Below are 15,601 nucleotides of genomic sequence, written 5' to 3'. Positions count from 1 at the left end.
TTCTCCCTTCCCTGGGCGGCCGTGGATTGGCGCCGTGCGAGGGGCCGGTTCAGCAGGTTCTTCTGCCTAGATTCGTAAGAAGAGCCTTGGCCCAAGTCAACGCGGGAGGGGTTACCCGACGTCACGCGCAGGGCTGCGGACGGCGGCCGCCTGCTTCTCGCGCCGGCGCTCCACCGACGAGGGAATCCTCAGCGATTCCCGATACTTGGCGACCGTCCTGCGAGCGATGTCGATGCCGAGGTCCCTGAGCTTCTGCACGATCGCATCGTCCGAGAGCACGTCGTTCACCGGCTCGGCGTCGATCATCTGCTTGATGCGATGGCGCACCGCCTCGGCTGAGTGGGCCTCGGCGCCGGTCACACCGGCGATCGCGGCCGAGAAGAAATATTTCATCTCGAAGACGCCGCGGGCCGTGCCGATCGACTTGTTCGAGGTCACGCGCGACACGGTCGATTCGTGCATGCCGATGGCGTCGGCGATGGTCTTGAGATTGAGGGGCCGCAGGTATTCGACGCCCTGGGCGAAGAAGGCGTCCTGCTGGCGGACGATCTCGCTGGCCACCTTGAGGATGGTCTTGGCGCGCTGCTCCAGGCTGCGCGTCAGCCAGTTGGCGTTCTGCAGACAGTCGGCGAGGAAGGTCTTGTCGGTGTCGCGCCGGGCGTCGCGGGCGACGCGGGCATAGTAGGCGTGATTGAGGAGGACGCGCGGCAGCGTCTCGTTGTTGAGTTCGACGAGCCAGCTGCCATCGGGGGCAGCGCGCACATAGACATCGGGCACCAGCGGCTGCGGCGGCGTGCCGCCGAAGGCGCGGCCGGGCTTGGGATCGAGCCGCCTGAGCTCGGCGAGCATGTCGGCGAGATCCTCGTCGTCGACGCCGCACAGGCGCTTCAAGGCGGCATAGTCGCGCCTGGCGACAAGCGGCAGATTGGCGACGAGCGCCTGCATGGCGGGATCGAAGCGATCCCGCTCCTTGAGCTGGATGGCGAGGCATTCGGCGAGATCGCGCGCGCCCACCCCGCTCGGCTCGAAGGTCTGGACGAGGGCGAGCACGGCCTCGACGCGCGTCTGCGGCGTGCCGAGCCGCTCGGCGATGGCCGCCACCTCCTCGGCGAGATAGCCAGCCTCGTCCACCGCGTCGACGAGATGGCGACCGATGAGGCGGTCCACCGGATCGGCGGTGGCGATGTCGAGCTGGGCGAGCAGATGGTCGTGCAGGCCGACATCGGCGGCGAGCGTCGCCTCGAAGCCGGGTCCTTCGTCATCAAAACTGCCCGCCGTCGCACCGCTCCACAGGGAGGACGAGACGGGGAGCAGGTCCTCCGCCGGCCTCGCCGCCTCCGTGCGGTGCGGCGCCTCGTCCTGGAAGACGTTGTCGAGGGCGGTGCCGAGCCCCGATTCGATGGCGTCGCGCGAGGTTTCGAGCTCCTGCGAAAACCAGGTCCGCTCGTCGCCGGCATCCGGCCCTGTGGCGGGATCGAACGCCTCCGCCTCGCCGGCTGCATCGGTGGCGGGCGCCTCCCCTTCAGCCTCGGCGCGCTCCAGGAGGGGATTGCGCTCGAGCTCGGCCTCGACATAGGCGACGAGCTCGACGTGCGAGAACTGCAGCAGCTTGATCGCCTGCAGGAGCTGCGGCGTCATCACCAGGGACTGCCCCTGGCGCAGTTCGAGACGATGCGAGAGCGCCATCGCCGTCCGCGGACCCCCGATTGCCGAAGCGTCGCCTCGCGGCACGCTTCTTGCTATTCCCTCGGGTCGACTCTCTAGCCGGTCGGCGATCCGCCGTCAAAGCCGGCGTGATGCGGCGCGGCTCGACGCCCGCCCGGATCAGAGGTGGAAATCCTCGCCGAGATAGAGGCGGCGCACGTCCTCGTTGGCGATGATCTCCTCGGGCGTGCCCTCCATCAGCACGCGGCCGGAGTGGATGATGTAGGCCCGGTCGATGAGCCCGAGCGTCTCGCGCACGTTGTGGTCGGTGATCAGCACGCCGATACCGCGGCCCGTCAGATGCCGCACGAGATTCTGGATATCGCCCACCGCGATCGGATCGATGCCGGCGAAGGGCTCGTCGAGCAGCATGAAGGACGGCTTGCCGGCGAGCGCGCGGGCGATCTCGCAGCGGCGGCGCTCGCCGCCCGAGAGTGCGATGGAGGGCGACTTGCGCAGCCGTGCGATGGTGAACTCGTTGAGGAGCGCATCAAGCTCCTCCTGGCGCTTCTTGCGGTCCGGCTGCACCACCTCGAGCACGGCGCGGATGTTGTCCTCGACGCTGAGGCCACGGAAGATCGAGGCCTCCTGCGGCAGGTAGCCGATGCCGAGGCGGGCGCGCCGGTACATCGGCAGGTGCGTGATGTCGTGGCCGTCGAGGCTGATCGTGCCGGCGTCGGCGGCGACGAGCCCGGTGATCATGTAGAAGATCGTCGTCTTGCCCGCCCCGTTCGGCCCGAGGAGACCCACGGCCTCGCCGTTGCGCACGTGCAGCGCCGCGTCCTGCACCACGGTGCGCCCGCGATAGCTCTTCTTGAGGCCGTGCACGGCGAGCGTGCCCGGGCCGCCGATATCGGTGCGAAACTGCGGATCGGCCTGTGACGTCCGCCCGACGTGGTCGACGGCGAGCGCCCCGCCGCCCACCTCATCCGCCCATCGGGCGGCAGTCTCGGCATGTTTGTCGGCGCGGGAGCGGCTGAAGGGCAGTTTCACGAGCTGGCTCGACGGATCGGATGGTTCGGCCGTAGGTAGGCGAGCGACGCCGCGACCGCAATAGACCGCGTGGTTGCGTCGCGCCGGCCCCGACGCCAAGGGACGATGTCAGTTGGCCTTGGCCTTCGGCTTCGGCGCGCCAGCCGCCTGATCGGGCGTGCTGCCGGGCACGAAGACACCCTGCACGCGCCCGCCGGGCTTGGCCTCGCAGGTCGCGACGCTGCTGTCGAGGCTGTAGACGACGCGCTCGCACTGCTGCACGTTCTGCCCCTGGCTCAGCGTGACCTTGCCGGAGAGGATGACCTTGTCGGCGACGCGGTCGTACACAGCATCGCTGCCCGTCGCCGTCTGGTCCTTGGATACGACGGTCACCGGCCCCTTGCAGTCGAGCTTCTTGATGTTGCTGTTGTCCTGCCCCTGCGCGGCGGGGGCGGCGCCCGCCGCGCCCTTGGTGGCACTCTGCTCGTAATAGACGGTGAGCGTCGAGCAGCGCATCGTCGTCTCCCCCTGCACGGCGACGACATTGCCGGCGAACACGGCCTTCTGCTCCTTGTCGAAGACGTCCAGCCGGTCGGCATCGATCTTGATCGGGTCCTTGCTGTTGGAGCCGAGGCCGCCGAGGGGCGAGGACTTCGCCGGCGGAGGCTTCTGCTGCGCCAGCGCCGTGCCGCCCGGCAAGGCGAGCGCCAGGGCGAGAAGGGCGGTAGGCAATCGGTTCATGGCCAATGTCTCACGCTGCGCTGCCGGACACCGGTGCATTCCCGGATGCCCGCAATCCATGGTCTCGTCTCATACTGAACCGCCGCCGCCATGCGGCCAAGCGTGGTCCGGGTGCCTCACGGCGTCGTCGTCGCGGGCTGCGCGACAGCCGGCCCCGCGCCGAACTGACCGCGATCGAACACGGTGCGCACCCGCCCGATGAAAGCGATGCGCTTGCCGTTGTCGCTCACCTGCAGGCTCTCGGCCTCGATCGTGCCGCCCTTGATCTCGACCCGCACCGGCTCGTTCGAGACGACGGTGCCGGCCTTGAAATCCACGGATGCCGACTGGAGCCTGGCATCGTAGCCGCTGTCAGTGCGCACCAGAACATTGCGCTGGAGCTCGAGCTGCTCCTTCTGCGTATCGTAGACGCCGGTGGCAGCCTGGAGGTGGGCGAAGCCCTTCTGGTCGAGCGCGACGCGGGCCTTGAGCTCCTTCAGCTCCACGATCGTCGGCTTGCGCACATCCTGCGAGGCGGAAACCGCTGTCACTTCGTAGGGCTGGGCATCCTTGCGGAAGCCGCTGAGCCGCGGCTGCTCCATCGTCACCTTCGTGCCGGACAGGCTGACCGGCCCCAGCGTCACGCCCTGCAGCCGCCCGAAGGGATCGAAGAGGCCGACGACAAGCACGGCGACGATGGCGACGACCGCCCCGATCGGAATGGCCCGCTTGAGGAAGCGCACGCGCGCGCTGTGACGCCGCGCCGCCGCATAGGCCGCTGCGTGCTCCGCGCCGGCGCGGCCGGGCGGCCGCGGCGGGACGCCGCCGGTGGGAAGAGTGGCGCTGTCGCTCACGTGATCGATCGTTTCATCGTTCCGAGGCGCGAAACCCGTCCTCGCTGCCCCAGCGGGGTGGCGAAGTTGTGACGGCCTCTACCCGACGCACATTAACGCACCGTCAACTGTGCGCAAAAATATCCACCTCCGGCCAGCCGGCGAGATCGAGCCTCGCCCGGGTCGGCAGGAAATCGAAGCAGGCGGCGGCGATCTCGGCCCGTCCCTCTCGGGCAAGAAGCGTGTCGAGCCGGTTCTTGAGCGCGTGCAGGTGCAGGACGTCGGAGGCGGCATAGGCGAGCTGCGCGTCGGTCAGCTCGTCGGCGCCCCAGTCCGAGGACTGCTGCTGCTTGGAGATCTCGATGCCGAGGAGCTCGCGCAGGATGTCCTTGAGCCCGTGCCGGTCGGTGTAGGTGCGCGTCAGCCGCGAGGCGATCTTCGTGCAGTAGACCGGCCCCGGCATGACGCCGAAGGCCTGGAAGAGCACGGCGAGATCGAAGCGGGCGAAGTGGAAGATCTTCAGCACGCGCTCGTCCGCGAGCAGGCGCACGAGGTTGTCCGGCCGTGGGCCGCCCTTCACGATCTGCACGATGTCCGCCGTGCCGTCGCCCCGCGACAGCTGCACGACGCACAGGCGGTCACGATGGGGATTGAGACCGAGCGTTTCGGTGTCGATGGCGACGGAAGCACCGAAATCGAGGCCGGCGGGCAGGTCGCCGCGATGCAGACGGATGGTCATCGAGAACCGTTCACGGTGGCGCCCGGCGACGCCACGCGTCGCCGAAGACATTGATCCTGGAGGCGTTGATGCCTTTGCGTTCCGGGCCCGAGGGCGTCAGCGGCCTTTAACACCCGCCCGGCCGCGTCACAAGGCACCGCCGGCCGGGCGGCGGCGGCGATGCGCATGATGATGATGATGAGGAGGAGGAACGCGCAGCTGCGCGTGTCAACGGGCAGACCACTCGGGCCTTCCAAGCCGCCTGCCTGCCGTCCCACCGCCCTCTCGATTCGCGCGCTTCGCTGGCGCGGGCAAAGCGCGCATCCAGCCACCACGCGCTCGCAAAGGGCGACGGCCTCGTCTGATTCACATGAAACACGGAGGCGGCACCCAAGAGCAGCCCCACCGCACCCTCGGACGGGGCGGTGGTGCCCAGGAGAGGACTCGAACCTCCACGGCTTGCGCCACTGGTACCTGAAACCAGCGCGTCTACCAATTCCGCCACCTGGGCATGCCGCGTCGGGCACGCGCTCCTTTAAGGGCCTCCACGGCTCGCTGTCAACGTGTCTTCGTGCCCGATCCACCGCCCCTATACAGCCGGGTTGCGATTGACTAAGGAAACGCCCGAGTTCCTCAGGGGTTTCAGCGGAGATTGTCGATGTCGGCGGGTGCGCTTTCGCCCTCCTCGCAGCTCGTCACCGTGTTCGGCGGGTCGGGCTTCATCGGTCGGCACGTGGTGCGAGCCCTCGCCAAGCGCGGCTATCGCATCCGCGTCGCGGTGCGTCGCCCGGACCTTGCCGGGCATCTGCAGCCTCTCGGCCGCGTCGGCCAGATCCACGCCGTGCAGGCCAACCTCCGCTACAAGACCTCGGTCGAACAGGCGGTCGCCGGCGCGGCCATCGTCGTCAATCTCGTCGGCATCCTTCAGGAAACGGGCCGCCAGACCTTCGAGGCCGTGCAGGCCTTCGGCGCGCGCGCCGTCGCCCAGGCCGCCGCCGCCGCCGGTGCGCGCCTCGTGCACGTCTCCGCCCTCGGCGCGGATGACGCCTCCGATTCGGCCTATGCGCGCACCAAGGCCGAGGCCGAGAAGGCGGTCTTCGCCGCCCTGCCGCAGGCCGTGGTCTTCCGGCCCTCGATCGTCTTCGGTCCCGAGGATCAGTTCTACAACCGCTTCGCGGCGCTCGCCCGCATGATGCCGGTGCTGCCCCTCGCCGGGGCAGACACGAAATTCCAGCCCGTCTTCGTCGGCGACGTGGCCGAGGCCATCGCGCGCGCCGTCGACGGCGCGGTCGCAGGCGGCCGCATCTACGAGCTCGGCGGCCCGGAGGTGCGCACCCTGCGCGGCCTCGTCGAGTATGTGCTCAAGGTGACGCACCGCAAGCGGCTCATCCTGCCGCTGCCCTTCGGCGCCGCGCACCTGCAGGCGACGGTGGTCGAGTTCCTCGACAAGCTGACGCTGGGCCTGATGCCCGACGAATTCGTCATCACGCGCGACCAGGTGAAGCTGCTGCGCCGCGACAATGTCGTGTCGGAGGCGGCGGTTCGCGAGGGCCGGACCCTGGAGGGCCTCGGCATCACGCCCAATGCCGACGAGGCGATCGTGCCTTCCTACCTCTGGCGCTTCCGCAAGGCCGGCCAGTTCGACACGGCCCGCACGATCTGAGGCCGCCTTGCGGTCCGGGCTCCGGGAAAGACGCTTCAGACCTCTGCCGTGGCGCGTGCCGGGACGGCTGTGGCCCGGGCGCTCAGGCGCTTGTGGACGTGCACCATGAGCGCGATGCCGAAAAGCGGCGTGACCAGATTGAGCACGGGCACGGCGATCACGGCCGCGATGGCGAGCCCGGCGAGGAAGACCGCGCCGCGATGGGCGGCGCGCATCGCCGCCGCCTCCGGCATCGGCCGGAAGCGCCCGGCCGCGAGCTCGAAATATTCCCGTCCGAGCAGATAGCCGTTGGCGACGAAGAAAGCGACGAGGTTGACGCCCGGAATGAAGATCAGCGTCAGCGCCACCGCATTGACGAGAAGGGAGAGGGCGGCGAAGCGCAGACCGAAGACGATCGAGCGGCCGAGCGACAGCGGTGCGCCCGGCGGCTCCTGCCCGTAATGCCGGCGCTCGACGAGCTCGGCCGCGTCGTCGAGGAAGTAGCCTGCGACGAGCGCCGAGACCGGCGGCACCAGGAAGGCGAGCGCGACAAGCATGCCGATGCCCGCGAAGGCGAAAGCGAAGCTGTCGACGAGCGGGTAGTCGGCGAAGACCTGGTAGCGCTCCATCAGCAGGGCGAGGAGACGCGTGAGCCCGAGCCAAGCCAGGGCGAGGAGGGCGAGCGTCAGTGCGAGCGAGCGCCACAGGATGCGCCGGAAGGGCGGCGACAGGATCTGCCACCAGGCCTTGAACGCCGCTTCGATGATCATCGCGATTGTGTCCGCCTCTCCTGCGCGTGATGCGCGCGGGCGCAAGGTGGGGCTGCGGCCGGCGGCGTGCAAGGGGGGCCGCGCCAAGCGCACGCACAGGCCGCGCGGCGGTGATCCGCTGGGCACCGGCCGCGGTCTGCCCGCACCGGCGGCCGCCGCGATCAGGCGCTGCGCCGCATCGGTTCTCTGGCGCTCACCGGCCGATCCTCGCCCCAGAGATAGCGCTTGTAGTCGAACCCGGTCTCGATCGTCGGCTTGACGATGGCGAAATAGGGCGAGATGTCGAAATCGCGCGGCGCATAGAGCGTGTGGTGGCGGATGTGGAGGATTTCTTCGCGCGCGAATTCCGACTTCACCTTGCGGTCGTCGCCCCTGTCCTTGACGCGCGGGAGGATGGGATAGCGCACACTCTGGAAGGCCTGAGCGATCAGCGTCGAGCAGATGGTGCGCGTTGGCTCGCCGGAGCCGAAGGCGAGCAGGCGCCGCCGGAAGCGCAGCGGCACCGGCGGCTGCGGCAGGAGATAGCGCATGAGGTCGACGACGTTCTTCACGTCGTAGCCGTAGCCGATGCGCTCGACCATGAAGCGGATGACGCTCTCGCGATCCTCGGGCGTGAGCGCGATCGGCCGGCAGACGCGCACGTGCGCGTCGCGGTACTTGGAGAGCGGCGCGGAGGCGACGCCCCCCTCGATCGTCGCCTCGACGAGGACGTGCGGCTCGCCCTCCGGCGTCTTCCGGCCCATGACGTCGCCGACGAACATCGCCGCATGCGACCAGGTTGACTGGGTGAGATATTTGATCGCGATGGAGACCCGGGTGTTGCCTTCGACAAGCAGCACGTCCGCCGGGCGCAGCACGCGGGCAAGCGCCTGCGCATCAGGGGGATAGGCGGGCTCGTAGCCCTTCACCGGCTTCGTCAGGATGCCGACGAGCCCGCGGCCGATCCCGGTGAGCACTGCCGAGGTCATGCGCCCCTCCCCGATCGACCACACCCCCCCTGCCCCGCGTCCGATGGACCGGTCATAGGTGGCGCTTCGCGGCGATGGGCGCAACGCACCGCGCTACCGGGCGAGGCCCGGCCGTCGCCGGCGATTCGCTGGGCCGGCGCCCCGGCCTTCGCTCACAACATGCTCGGCAGCACGCGATCCGGCGGCCTGTGGCCGTCGAGGAAGGTCTTGATGTTGACGATGACCTTCTCGCCCATGTCGATGCGGCCCTCGATGGTGGCCGAACCCATGTGCGGCAGCAGCACCACGCGGTGCTGCTTGGCGAGCTTGAGCAGGCGCGGATTGACCGCCGGCTCGTGCTCGAACACGTCGAGGCCCGCGCCGGCGAGCTCTCCGGCCTCGAGCATGCGGGCGAGCGCCGTCTCGTCGATGATCTCGCCGCGCGCGGTGTTGACGATGATGGCCTCGCGCTTCATCAGCTTCAGCCGCCGCGCCGACAGGAGATGGTAGGTCGCCGGCGTGTGCGGGCAGTTGACGGAAACGATGTCCATGCGAGCGAGCATCTGGTCGAGCGATTCCCAGTAGGTCGCCTCCAGCTCCTCCTCGATTACCGCCGGCACGCGGCGCCGATTGTGATAGTGGATGGAGAGGCCGAAGGCCCTGGCGCGGCGCGCCAGGGCCTGGCCGATGCGCCCCATGCCGACGATGCCGAGGCGCTTGCCGGTGATGCGGCGGCCAAGCATCCAAGTCGGCGACCAGCCGGCCCATTCCCCCTCGGGCAGGATGCGCGCGCCCTCGGGGATGTGGCGCGCCACGGCGAGGATCAGGGCCATCGTCATGTCGGCCGTGTCCTGGGTGAGCACGCCAGGTGTGTTGGTGACCGTGATGCCGCGCGAGAGCGCCGTCTGCACGTCGATGTGGTCGACGCCGGTGCCGAAATTGGCAATGAGCTTCAGATGGCCGCCGGCCTGCGCCAGGAGCGAGGCGTCGATGCGGTCGGTGATCGTCGGGACGAGGACGTCCGCCGTCCTGACCGCCTCGACGAGGTCGGTCGGGGTCATCGGGCGATCATCGATATTGAGGCGTGCGTCGAAGAGCTCGCGCATGCGCGTCTCCACGACCTCGGGCAGCTTGCGGGTGACGACGACGAGCGGCTTCTTCTTCATCAGGGAGCGTCCCCCCGCGCTCACGCTGGGCGCTTCACGCGCCGTTAAGCACAATCGGCGACAGATGACTTCGGGCATCCGCCTGTCGCCCGCCTCACTTCCGCCTCTCTATCAGAGGACGGCAGAAACACAACTGAGACAGGAGTCGAAGCCCGGGCGAGCGACAGCCGCCGCGCGGGGATCGATCGAAGAGGTTACCAGGGTCACAATGCTTCCGTGCCTAGCCCGTTCCGCGATGCGTCTCGCCCTCGCCGGGCTCGCACTCGCGACCCCTGCATTCGCGGCACAGAATACGGCACCCGGCGTAGGCCCGGTCAGCGGCCTGCCGGTGCCGCGCTACGTCAGCCTGAAGTCTGATCGCGTCAACCTGCGCGAAGGCCCGTCGAAGGACCATCGCACGGCGTGGGTCTTCCAGCGGGCCGGCCTGCCGGTGGAGATCACCGCGGAGTTCGAGACCTGGCGGCGAATCCGCGACGCCGAGGGGACGGAGGGCTGGGTGCTGCACAGCCTCCTGTCGGGGCGGCGCACCGCCCTCGTCGCACCCTGGGCGAAGGGCGAGACCTTCGAGCTGCGCGAGCGTGCCGATGACAAGGCCCAGGTCGTGGCGCGACTGCAGGCGGGCGTCATCGCCAATATCAAGCTGTGCACGGGCACGTGGTGCCGCATCATCGTGCAGGACGTGGACGGCTACCTGCGGCAGGAAAAGCTCTGGGGCGTCTATCCCAACGAACGCGTCGAGTGAGGCCGGTCAGGCAAGCCCCGGCACGACGCTGTCGTCGCTCGGAGCAGGCACGCCGTTCAACCCGTCGAGGTCGCCGAGGAAGCGCCCGGCCCAGCCGCCGATGTCAGTTTCGGCGAGGCGCGACCACATGGCGTTCCAGCGCCAGCGCCGTTCATCGCCGGACATCGCCAGCGCCTGCCGGATGGCCGAGGCCGTCCCGTCGATGTCGTAGGGATTGACGAGCAGGGCCCCGTCGAGCACCGCCGCCGCGCCCGCGAAGCGCGACAGCACCAGCACGCCGGGATCCTCCGGATCCTGAGCGGCGACATATTCCTTTGCCACGAGATTCATGCCGTCGCGCAGGGGCGTGACCACGCCGACCTTGGCGAGCCGGTAGAGCCCGGCGAGCTCCCCGCGCGTATAGGAGCGGTTGACGTAGCGGATCGGCGTCCAGTTCGCCTCGCCGTAGAGGCCGTTGATCCGACCGGCCGTCTCGCCCAGGGCGCGCTGCATGGCGGCATATTCGGGGATATCGCTGCGGCTCTTCGGCGTGATCTGCAGGAAGGTCAGCCGGCCGCGCCATTCCGGCGCCACCGCCAGGACGCGTTCGAAGGCGTCGAGGCGCTGCGTCAGGCCCTTCGAATAGTCGAGCCGGTCGACGCCGATGAGCATGGTGCGGTCGCTCAGGCTCTCGCGAACCTCACGGATGAAGGCCGAGCGCCCGGCCCGCGCCGCCGTGCGGGCATAGCCCAGCCGGTCGATGCCGACAGGATAGACACCGATGCGCAGCTCGCGGCCGGCGACCGACATGCGCCGGCCCTCGCAGGCGGAGGCACCGAACTCCTCGACGAGATAGCGGCCGAAATTGTGCGCGTCGCGCTCCGTCTGGAAGCCGACGAGATCGCAGGCGCAGAGGGCGCGCGCGATCTCGGCATGGTTCGGCAGGGCGAGGAATAGATCGGGCGAGGGCCAGGGAATGTGCTGGAAGTAGCCGATGCGGTTGTGCAGGCCGCGCGCCCTCAGCGCTTCGGCGAGCGGGATCAGGTGATAGTCGTGCAGCCACAGCACATCGTCCGGCCGCACGTGTCTGAGGAGGAGATCGGCGAAATAGGCATTGACGCGCCGATATCCGGCGAGGTCGCGCCGGGCGAACTCGGTCAGGTCGAGCCGATAGTGCAGGAGCGGCCACAGCGTCCGGTTCGCGAAGCCGTTGTAGTATTCCTCATAGTCCTCGTGCGACAGGTCGCAGACCGCGTAGGTGACGTTGCCGCGCTCGACCAGGACCGCGTCGTCCTGCTCGGCGCCGATCCTGCCGCTCCAGCCGAACCAGAGGCCCCCGCGCGCCCGCAGGACGTCATTGAGGGCGACGGCGAGACCGCCCGCCGAGGCGCCGGCCTTGCGCGAAGGCACGGCGACCCGGTTCGAGACGATCACCAGTCTCCTCAAAACGCTTCCTCCCAGGGCTGCGACAGGGAGAGTGCCGCGTGGATCAGGCCCACCATCGAATAGGTCTGCGGGAAGTTGCCCCAGAGCTCTCCCGTTTCCACGTGAATGCCCTCGGACAGGAGGCCGAGGCTGTTGCGCCGGCCGAGAACGTCGGCAAACAGGTCGCGCGCCTCCTCCTGACGGCCGATCTTGGCGAGCGCCTCCACGTACCACAACGTGCAGATCGTGAAGGCCGTTTCCGGCACGCCGAAATCGTCCTCTGCCGCATAGCGGAAAAGGTGCTTGCCCCGCTTCAGGCGCCGCGCCACGGCCTCGACCGTAGCATGAAAGCGCGGATCGTCGGCGCTCACGAGGCCGATATCGGCCAGAAGCAGCAGGCTCGCGTCGAGATCGTCGCCGCCGAAGCGCGACACGAAGCAGCCCAGTCTCTCGTTCCAGGCTTCGCGGAAGATGCCCTGGCGGATGGCCTCGGCCTGTTCGCGCCAGTAGGGGGCCCGATCCTCGGCCCCGACGCGCCGGGCGATGCGCGCCAGCCGGTCGCAGGCCGCCCAGCACATGGTGGCCGAATGGGTGTGGACATGGGAGAGCGTGCGATACTCCCACAGACCGGCGTCGGACTGGTTCCACAGGGCCGCCGCCCGCTCGCCGAGCCTTTCCAGCCGCTCGAACAGGGCCATGTCGCCACGGCGGTCGAGCCGCTCGTCGAAGAAGCACTGGGCGATGGCGAGGATGACGGAGCCGTAGCCGTCGTTCTGGCGCTGGGCAAAGGCGGCGTTGCCGCGCCGCACGGGGCCGAGACCACGATAGCCGGGTAGCCCATCGACGAGCGCCTCGTCGAGCCGGCCCTCGAACTGCAGCCCGAACAGGGGCTGCAGCTCGCGGTCGCCGACCTTTGCCACGACGTTCGTCACATAGCTGATGAAGTCCTCCATCGTGCGCGTCGCCCCCAGGCGGTTGAGGGCGCGCACGGCGAAGAAGGAGTCGCGCAGCCAGCAGTAGCGGTAGTCCCAGGTGCGGCCGGTCGCCCCGTATTCCGGGATCGAGGTGGTGAGCGCCGCGACGATCGCGCCGGTCTCCTCGTAGGCGCAGAGCTTCAGGGTGATCGCGGCGCGGATCACCACGTCCTGCCATTCATAGGGAATGGCCAGATAGCGCACCCACTCACGCCAGTAGGCCGCGGTCTGCTCCACGAAGCTGCGATAGACCGTGGCCGGCGCCTCGGCCAGACGCTCGTCCGGCCCCAGGACGAAGGTGAGCGGCCGTTCGAGCACGAAGGAGATCTCGTCGAGGATCAGGCCCGGCGAGGCATCCGTCGTCAGGCGCAGCGTCTGGTCGCCCAGCTCGAAGCGCAAGTGGTTCGAGCCGCGCGTGACGCGCGGCCGCTCCGCCCCATAATCCCAGGACGGGCGCAGGCGCACGGTCACGCGTGGCGAACCGGCGAGCGGCTCGATCTGGCGCATGACCATCGCCGGCCGAAACAGGCGCCCGAACATCTTGAACCGGGGCACGAAGTCGACGATGCGCACGCGCGAGCCGTCCTCGGCCTCGAGCACCGTTTCGAGAATGGCCGTGTTCGGCCAGTAGCGGCGCTCCGCCCGGGCAAAGCCATCGAGCTCCACGGCAAAGGAACCATCCCCGCCGGCGCCGGCGCCAATGAGCGCGTGGAACACCGGATCCCCGTCGAGCCGCGGATAGCAGAGCCACACGATCCGTCCCCGGTCGTCAACCAGCGCGGCCACGGCGCTGTTGCCGATGACGCCGAGGTCGAGATTTGCCGGTTCACCCGTCATACGGTCTCCCCTTCGCGGACCGGAGCCACCGCCCGGGCGACGAAGGCCCGCACGGCCACCGGATCGGGCAAGGCGAAATCGGCCCCGACCTCGCGCGCCGACCGGCCGACCGCAATGGCCACGCCGCCGTGCATCCGGGCAGCGGCAAAGCCGTCCTGATCGGTCACGTCGTCGCCGAAGAAGACCGGCAGGCGACCAAGGAAGGGGCGTTCGGCGAGGAAGGCCTCGAGCGCCGTGCCCTTGTGCGCGCCGGCGGTGCGAAGCTCCGCCACCGCCTTGCCGGGCAGCGCCTCGAGCGCACCGTCGCTTCCGGCGGCGAGATCGGCGATCAGCCGGTCCACGACCGCGCCGCGTTCCGGGACGGAGCGGTAGTGCACCGCGACGGCGAGGCCCTTGTCTTCGACGAGCACCCCGGGCCAGGCCGCCACGGCCGAGTCGATGGTCCGGCGGGCAAGATCGAGTCCGGCCGGGGGAACACGACGTTCGATCGTGCCTGCGGCGGTGCGCCGCTCGATGCCGTGCAGGGCCCCGACGGCCGTCACGACCGCGTCGAAGCGGCGGTCGATCCAGGCGAGCGTGCGGCCACTGAGGAAAGCCACGGCGCCACCGAAGCGGCGCGCAAGACGACGGAACTGATCCGGCAGGGCGGCTGGCACGACGACCGCGTCGGGCGTCGGCGCGATCTCGATCAGGGTGCCGTCGATATCGAAGAAGAGCGCGTAGCGCTGCGGCTCGGCAGCGACGCGGGCGAGAAAGGCGCTCACACGCGCACCGCCGATGTCGTGCGCATCCCTATCGTCAAGGCTCATGCGTTCTCCGCCGAGCCGCCTGCTTCCGTTCGACGAACGGTGACGACTCAGCCCTTGCGGCGAAGGCGGACGATGACGTCCACGCGGGCGATCTCCATGCCTTCCGGGGCCTCCGGCAGGTCGCTCACGGCGATGCCCGGACCCGGAATGTCCATCAGCTTCTCGTCACCCTCGACGAAGAAATGATGATGGTCGGAGACATTGGTGTCGAAATAGGTCTTCGACCCGTCCACCGCGAGCTCGCGCAGGAGCCCGGCCTCGGTGAACTGATGCAGCGTGTTGTAGACGGTGGCGAGCGACACCGGCACGCGGGCGCGGGTCGCCTCTTCGTAGAGCATCTCGGCCGTCACGTGCCGATCGCCCTTGGCGAAGAGCAGCCAGCCGAGCGACACGCGCTGGCGGGTGGGCCGCAAGCCGACGCGCCGCAGCCGTTCGCGCAGGTCGTGGAACGGGCAGCCGTTGCGCTCGCCCCGAACGGCGTTCAGCATGCTCAATTCCCCGGGAGCTACGGACCGCGCGGCGGCACCCCGGCCCAGATCAAGCCCTTCATCCATGGTCACGTCGGTCCGCGTTATTGCAAGTCATTCCTAATCATAGGAACTGCCGGACGGTATCGCAACCCGCGATGCCGCCCGGCGGCGCCGGCCGCTTCCTTATACCGCAATGCAAAAGCGGGCAAATCGCCGCGCCGATGCCCGCCTGTGCGGCTTTCGGCCCGGCGACCCTTGTGTTAGACAGCCCCGATCATCAGGGCCGCATAGGCACCGAACCATGACAGCGCAGTGACAGGGATAGACCTCGGGGATGGAGCGGCAGTCGAGCTACAATTATGAAGAGCTTCTCGCTTGCGGACGCGGCGAGCTGTTCGGCGCCGGCAATGCACAGCTGCCGCTGCCGCCGATGCTGATGTTCGACCGCATCGTCGCCATCGCCGAGGACGGCGGCGAGAACGGCAAGGGCCATGTGCGGGCCGAGCTCGACGTGCGTCCCGACCTCTGGTTCTTTCCCTGCCATTTCAAGGGTGATCCGGTCATGCCCGGCTGCCTCGGGCTCGACGCCCTGTGGCAACTCGTCGGCTTCTTCCTCGGCTGGTCGGGGTCGCCCGGCCGCGGCCGGGCGCTCGGCGTGGGCGAGGTCAAGTTCGCCGACCAGGTGCTGCCCACCGTCAAGAAGGTCGTCTATGGCGTCGACCTGAAGCGCGTGTTCCGCTCCAAGCTCGTCCTCGGCATCGCCGACGGCTGGCTCGAGGCCGACGGCAAGCGCATCTACGAGGCCAAGGATCTGCGTGTCGGCCTGTTCCAGGCGCAACCCGCGGCCGGCTGAACGTGCGGGCGCGGCAGACGCCGCGAATCGGCCATGCGGC

Annotated in this window: 15 protein-coding genes and 1 tRNA gene; 3 read left to right on the top strand and 13 right to left on the bottom strand. The window is 69.1% G+C overall.

Features of this window, described 5'->3' with window-relative positions:
* Positions 1 to 111: 111 nt before the first annotated feature.
* From rpoN to QNA08_RS11095, 6 genes are all read right to left on the bottom strand, one after another.
* Complete coding sequence (gene rpoN, locus QNA08_RS11120; RefSeq protein WP_283740780.1) at positions 112 to 1,686, bottom strand: RNA polymerase factor sigma-54; 1,575 nt, start codon at positions 1,684 to 1,686, stop codon at positions 112 to 114.
* 138 nt (positions 1,687 to 1,824) lie between these two features.
* Positions 1,825 to 2,697, bottom strand: a complete 873-nt coding sequence (gene lptB, locus QNA08_RS11115; RefSeq protein ID WP_283740779.1) for an LPS export ABC transporter ATP-binding protein — start codon at positions 2,695 to 2,697, stop codon at positions 1,825 to 1,827.
* A 108-nt stretch (positions 2,698 to 2,805) separates the two neighbouring features.
* Positions 2,806 to 3,417 carry an LptA/OstA family protein gene (locus QNA08_RS11110; RefSeq protein ID WP_283740778.1) on the bottom strand — a complete coding sequence of 204 codons (612 nt, stop codon included), beginning with the start codon at positions 3,415 to 3,417 and terminating at the stop codon, positions 2,806 to 2,808.
* A gap of 116 nt (positions 3,418 to 3,533) precedes the next feature.
* Positions 3,534 to 4,250 (bottom strand): LPS export ABC transporter periplasmic protein LptC, encoded by a 717-nt coding sequence (lptC, locus tag QNA08_RS11105; protein ID WP_283740777.1) that lies wholly within the window; start codon positions 4,248 to 4,250, stop codon positions 3,534 to 3,536.
* A gap of 103 nt (positions 4,251 to 4,353) precedes the next feature.
* Positions 4,354 to 4,968, bottom strand: a complete 615-nt coding sequence (locus QNA08_RS11100; protein WP_283740776.1) for a ribonuclease D — start codon at positions 4,966 to 4,968, stop codon at positions 4,354 to 4,356.
* 405 nt (positions 4,969 to 5,373) lie between these two features.
* Positions 5,374 to 5,458 (bottom strand) — tRNA-Leu (locus QNA08_RS11095).
* A gap of 147 nt (positions 5,459 to 5,605) precedes the next feature.
* On the opposite strand from QNA08_RS11095, the gene QNA08_RS11090 reads away from it, so the two are divergent.
* A complete protein-coding gene (locus QNA08_RS11090) occupies positions 5,606 to 6,610 on the top strand; it encodes a complex I NDUFA9 subunit family protein (RefSeq protein ID WP_283740775.1) in 1,005 nt (334 codons plus the stop codon).
* Positions 6,611 to 6,645: 35 nt separating this feature from the next.
* On the opposite strand, the gene QNA08_RS11085 is transcribed toward QNA08_RS11090, so the two are convergent.
* The 3 genes from QNA08_RS11085 to QNA08_RS11075 all read right to left on the bottom strand — a co-directional run bounded on the left by QNA08_RS11085 (position 6,646) and on the right by QNA08_RS11075 (position 9,472).
* Complete coding sequence (locus QNA08_RS11085) at positions 6,646 to 7,359, bottom strand: sulfate transporter family protein (RefSeq protein ID WP_283740774.1); 714 nt, start codon at positions 7,357 to 7,359, stop codon at positions 6,646 to 6,648.
* Positions 7,360 to 7,520: 161 nt separating this feature from the next.
* Positions 7,521 to 8,327, bottom strand: a complete 807-nt coding sequence (locus QNA08_RS11080) for a C40 family peptidase (protein ID WP_340322009.1) — start codon at positions 8,325 to 8,327, stop codon at positions 7,521 to 7,523.
* Between the two features lie 152 nt (positions 8,328 to 8,479).
* Entirely contained in the window at positions 8,480 to 9,472 is a 993-nt protein-coding gene (locus QNA08_RS11075) for a 2-hydroxyacid dehydrogenase (RefSeq protein WP_283740773.1), read from the bottom strand.
* 235 nt (positions 9,473 to 9,707) lie between these two features.
* Here QNA08_RS11075 and QNA08_RS11070 point away from each other — a divergent pair, with 235 nt between their 5' ends.
* Positions 9,708 to 10,214: an SH3 domain-containing protein gene (locus QNA08_RS11070; RefSeq protein ID WP_283740772.1), complete on the top strand. Its 507-nt coding sequence runs from the start codon at positions 9,708 to 9,710 to the stop codon at positions 10,212 to 10,214.
* A gap of 6 nt (positions 10,215 to 10,220) precedes the next feature.
* On the opposite strand, the gene otsA is transcribed toward QNA08_RS11070, so the two are convergent.
* Genes otsA through irrA form a run of 4 tightly spaced genes read right to left on the bottom strand, consistent with a single transcriptional unit; the run spans position 10,221 to position 14,726 of the window.
* Positions 10,221 to 11,639 carry an alpha,alpha-trehalose-phosphate synthase (UDP-forming) gene (gene otsA / locus QNA08_RS11065; RefSeq protein ID WP_422679902.1) on the bottom strand — a complete coding sequence of 473 codons (1,419 nt, stop codon included), beginning with the start codon at positions 11,637 to 11,639 and terminating at the stop codon, positions 10,221 to 10,223.
* Positions 11,636 to 13,429, bottom strand: a complete 1,794-nt coding sequence (locus tag QNA08_RS11060; protein WP_283740770.1) for a glycoside hydrolase family 15 protein — start codon at positions 13,427 to 13,429, stop codon at positions 11,636 to 11,638. Before QNA08_RS11060 ends, otsA begins: the two co-directional genes overlap by 4 nt.
* The gene (gene otsB, locus QNA08_RS11055) at positions 13,426 to 14,238 is read right to left on the bottom strand and encodes a trehalose-phosphatase (RefSeq protein ID WP_283740769.1); all 813 of its coding nucleotides are present in this window, start codon (positions 14,236 to 14,238) and stop codon (positions 13,426 to 13,428) included. The genes QNA08_RS11060 and otsB overlap by 4 nt, the downstream gene beginning before the upstream one ends.
* A gap of 47 nt (positions 14,239 to 14,285) precedes the next feature.
* On the bottom strand, positions 14,286 to 14,726 hold the full coding sequence (gene irrA / locus QNA08_RS11050) for an iron response transcriptional regulator IrrA (protein WP_283740768.1): 441 nt from the start codon (positions 14,724 to 14,726) through the stop codon (positions 14,286 to 14,288).
* A gap of 316 nt (positions 14,727 to 15,042) precedes the next feature.
* On the opposite strand from irrA, the gene fabA reads away from it, so the two are divergent.
* A complete protein-coding gene (fabA, locus tag QNA08_RS11045) occupies positions 15,043 to 15,561 on the top strand; it encodes a 3-hydroxyacyl-[acyl-carrier-protein] dehydratase FabA (protein WP_283740767.1) in 519 nt (172 codons plus the stop codon).
* Positions 15,562 to 15,601: the final 40 nt, after the last annotated feature.

The organism is Chelatococcus albus (assembly GCF_030067675.1).
GTDB lineage: Bacteria > Pseudomonadota > Alphaproteobacteria > Rhizobiales > Beijerinckiaceae > Chelatococcus_A > Chelatococcus_A albus.
Note: the sequence above shows the minus strand (reverse complement) of the source record. Positions and strands in the feature narration are given on the sequence as shown.

Bases quoted from the DNA above. Each gene is read 5' to 3' on its own strand.
- rpoN (WP_283740780.1), bottom strand. From the start codon at position 1,686: ATGGCGCTCTCGCATCGTCTCGAACTGCGCCAGGGGCAGTCCCTGGTG.
- QNA08_RS11110 (WP_283740778.1), bottom strand. From the start codon at position 3,417: ATGAACCGATTGCCTACCGCCCTTCTCGCCCTGGCGCTCGCCTTGCCG.
- QNA08_RS11100 (WP_283740776.1), bottom strand. From the start codon at position 4,968: ATGACCATCCGTCTGCATCGCGGCGACCTGCCCGCCGGCCTCGATTTC.
- QNA08_RS11090 (WP_283740775.1), top strand. From the start codon at position 5,606: ATGTCGGCGGGTGCGCTTTCGCCCTCCTCGCAGCTCGTCACCGTGTTC.
- QNA08_RS11085 (WP_283740774.1), bottom strand. From the start codon at position 7,359: ATGATCATCGAAGCGGCGTTCAAGGCCTGGTGGCAGATCCTGTCGCCG.
- QNA08_RS11080 (WP_340322009.1), bottom strand. From the start codon at position 8,327: ATGACCTCGGCAGTGCTCACCGGGATCGGCCGCGGGCTCGTCGGCATC.
- QNA08_RS11075 (WP_283740773.1), bottom strand. From the start codon at position 9,472: ATGAAGAAGAAGCCGCTCGTCGTCGTCACCCGCAAGCTGCCCGAGGTC.
- QNA08_RS11070 (WP_283740772.1), top strand. From the start codon at position 9,708: ATGCGTCTCGCCCTCGCCGGGCTCGCACTCGCGACCCCTGCATTCGCG.
- QNA08_RS11060 (WP_283740770.1), bottom strand. From the start codon at position 13,429: ATGACGGGTGAACCGGCAAATCTCGACCTCGGCGTCATCGGCAACAGC.
- otsB (WP_283740769.1), bottom strand. From the start codon at position 14,238: ATGAGCCTTGACGATAGGGATGCGCACGACATCGGCGGTGCGCGTGTG.
- irrA (WP_283740768.1), bottom strand. From the start codon at position 14,726: ATGCTGAACGCCGTTCGGGGCGAGCGCAACGGCTGCCCGTTCCACGAC.
- fabA (WP_283740767.1), top strand. From the start codon at position 15,043: ATGGAGCGGCAGTCGAGCTACAATTATGAAGAGCTTCTCGCTTGCGGA.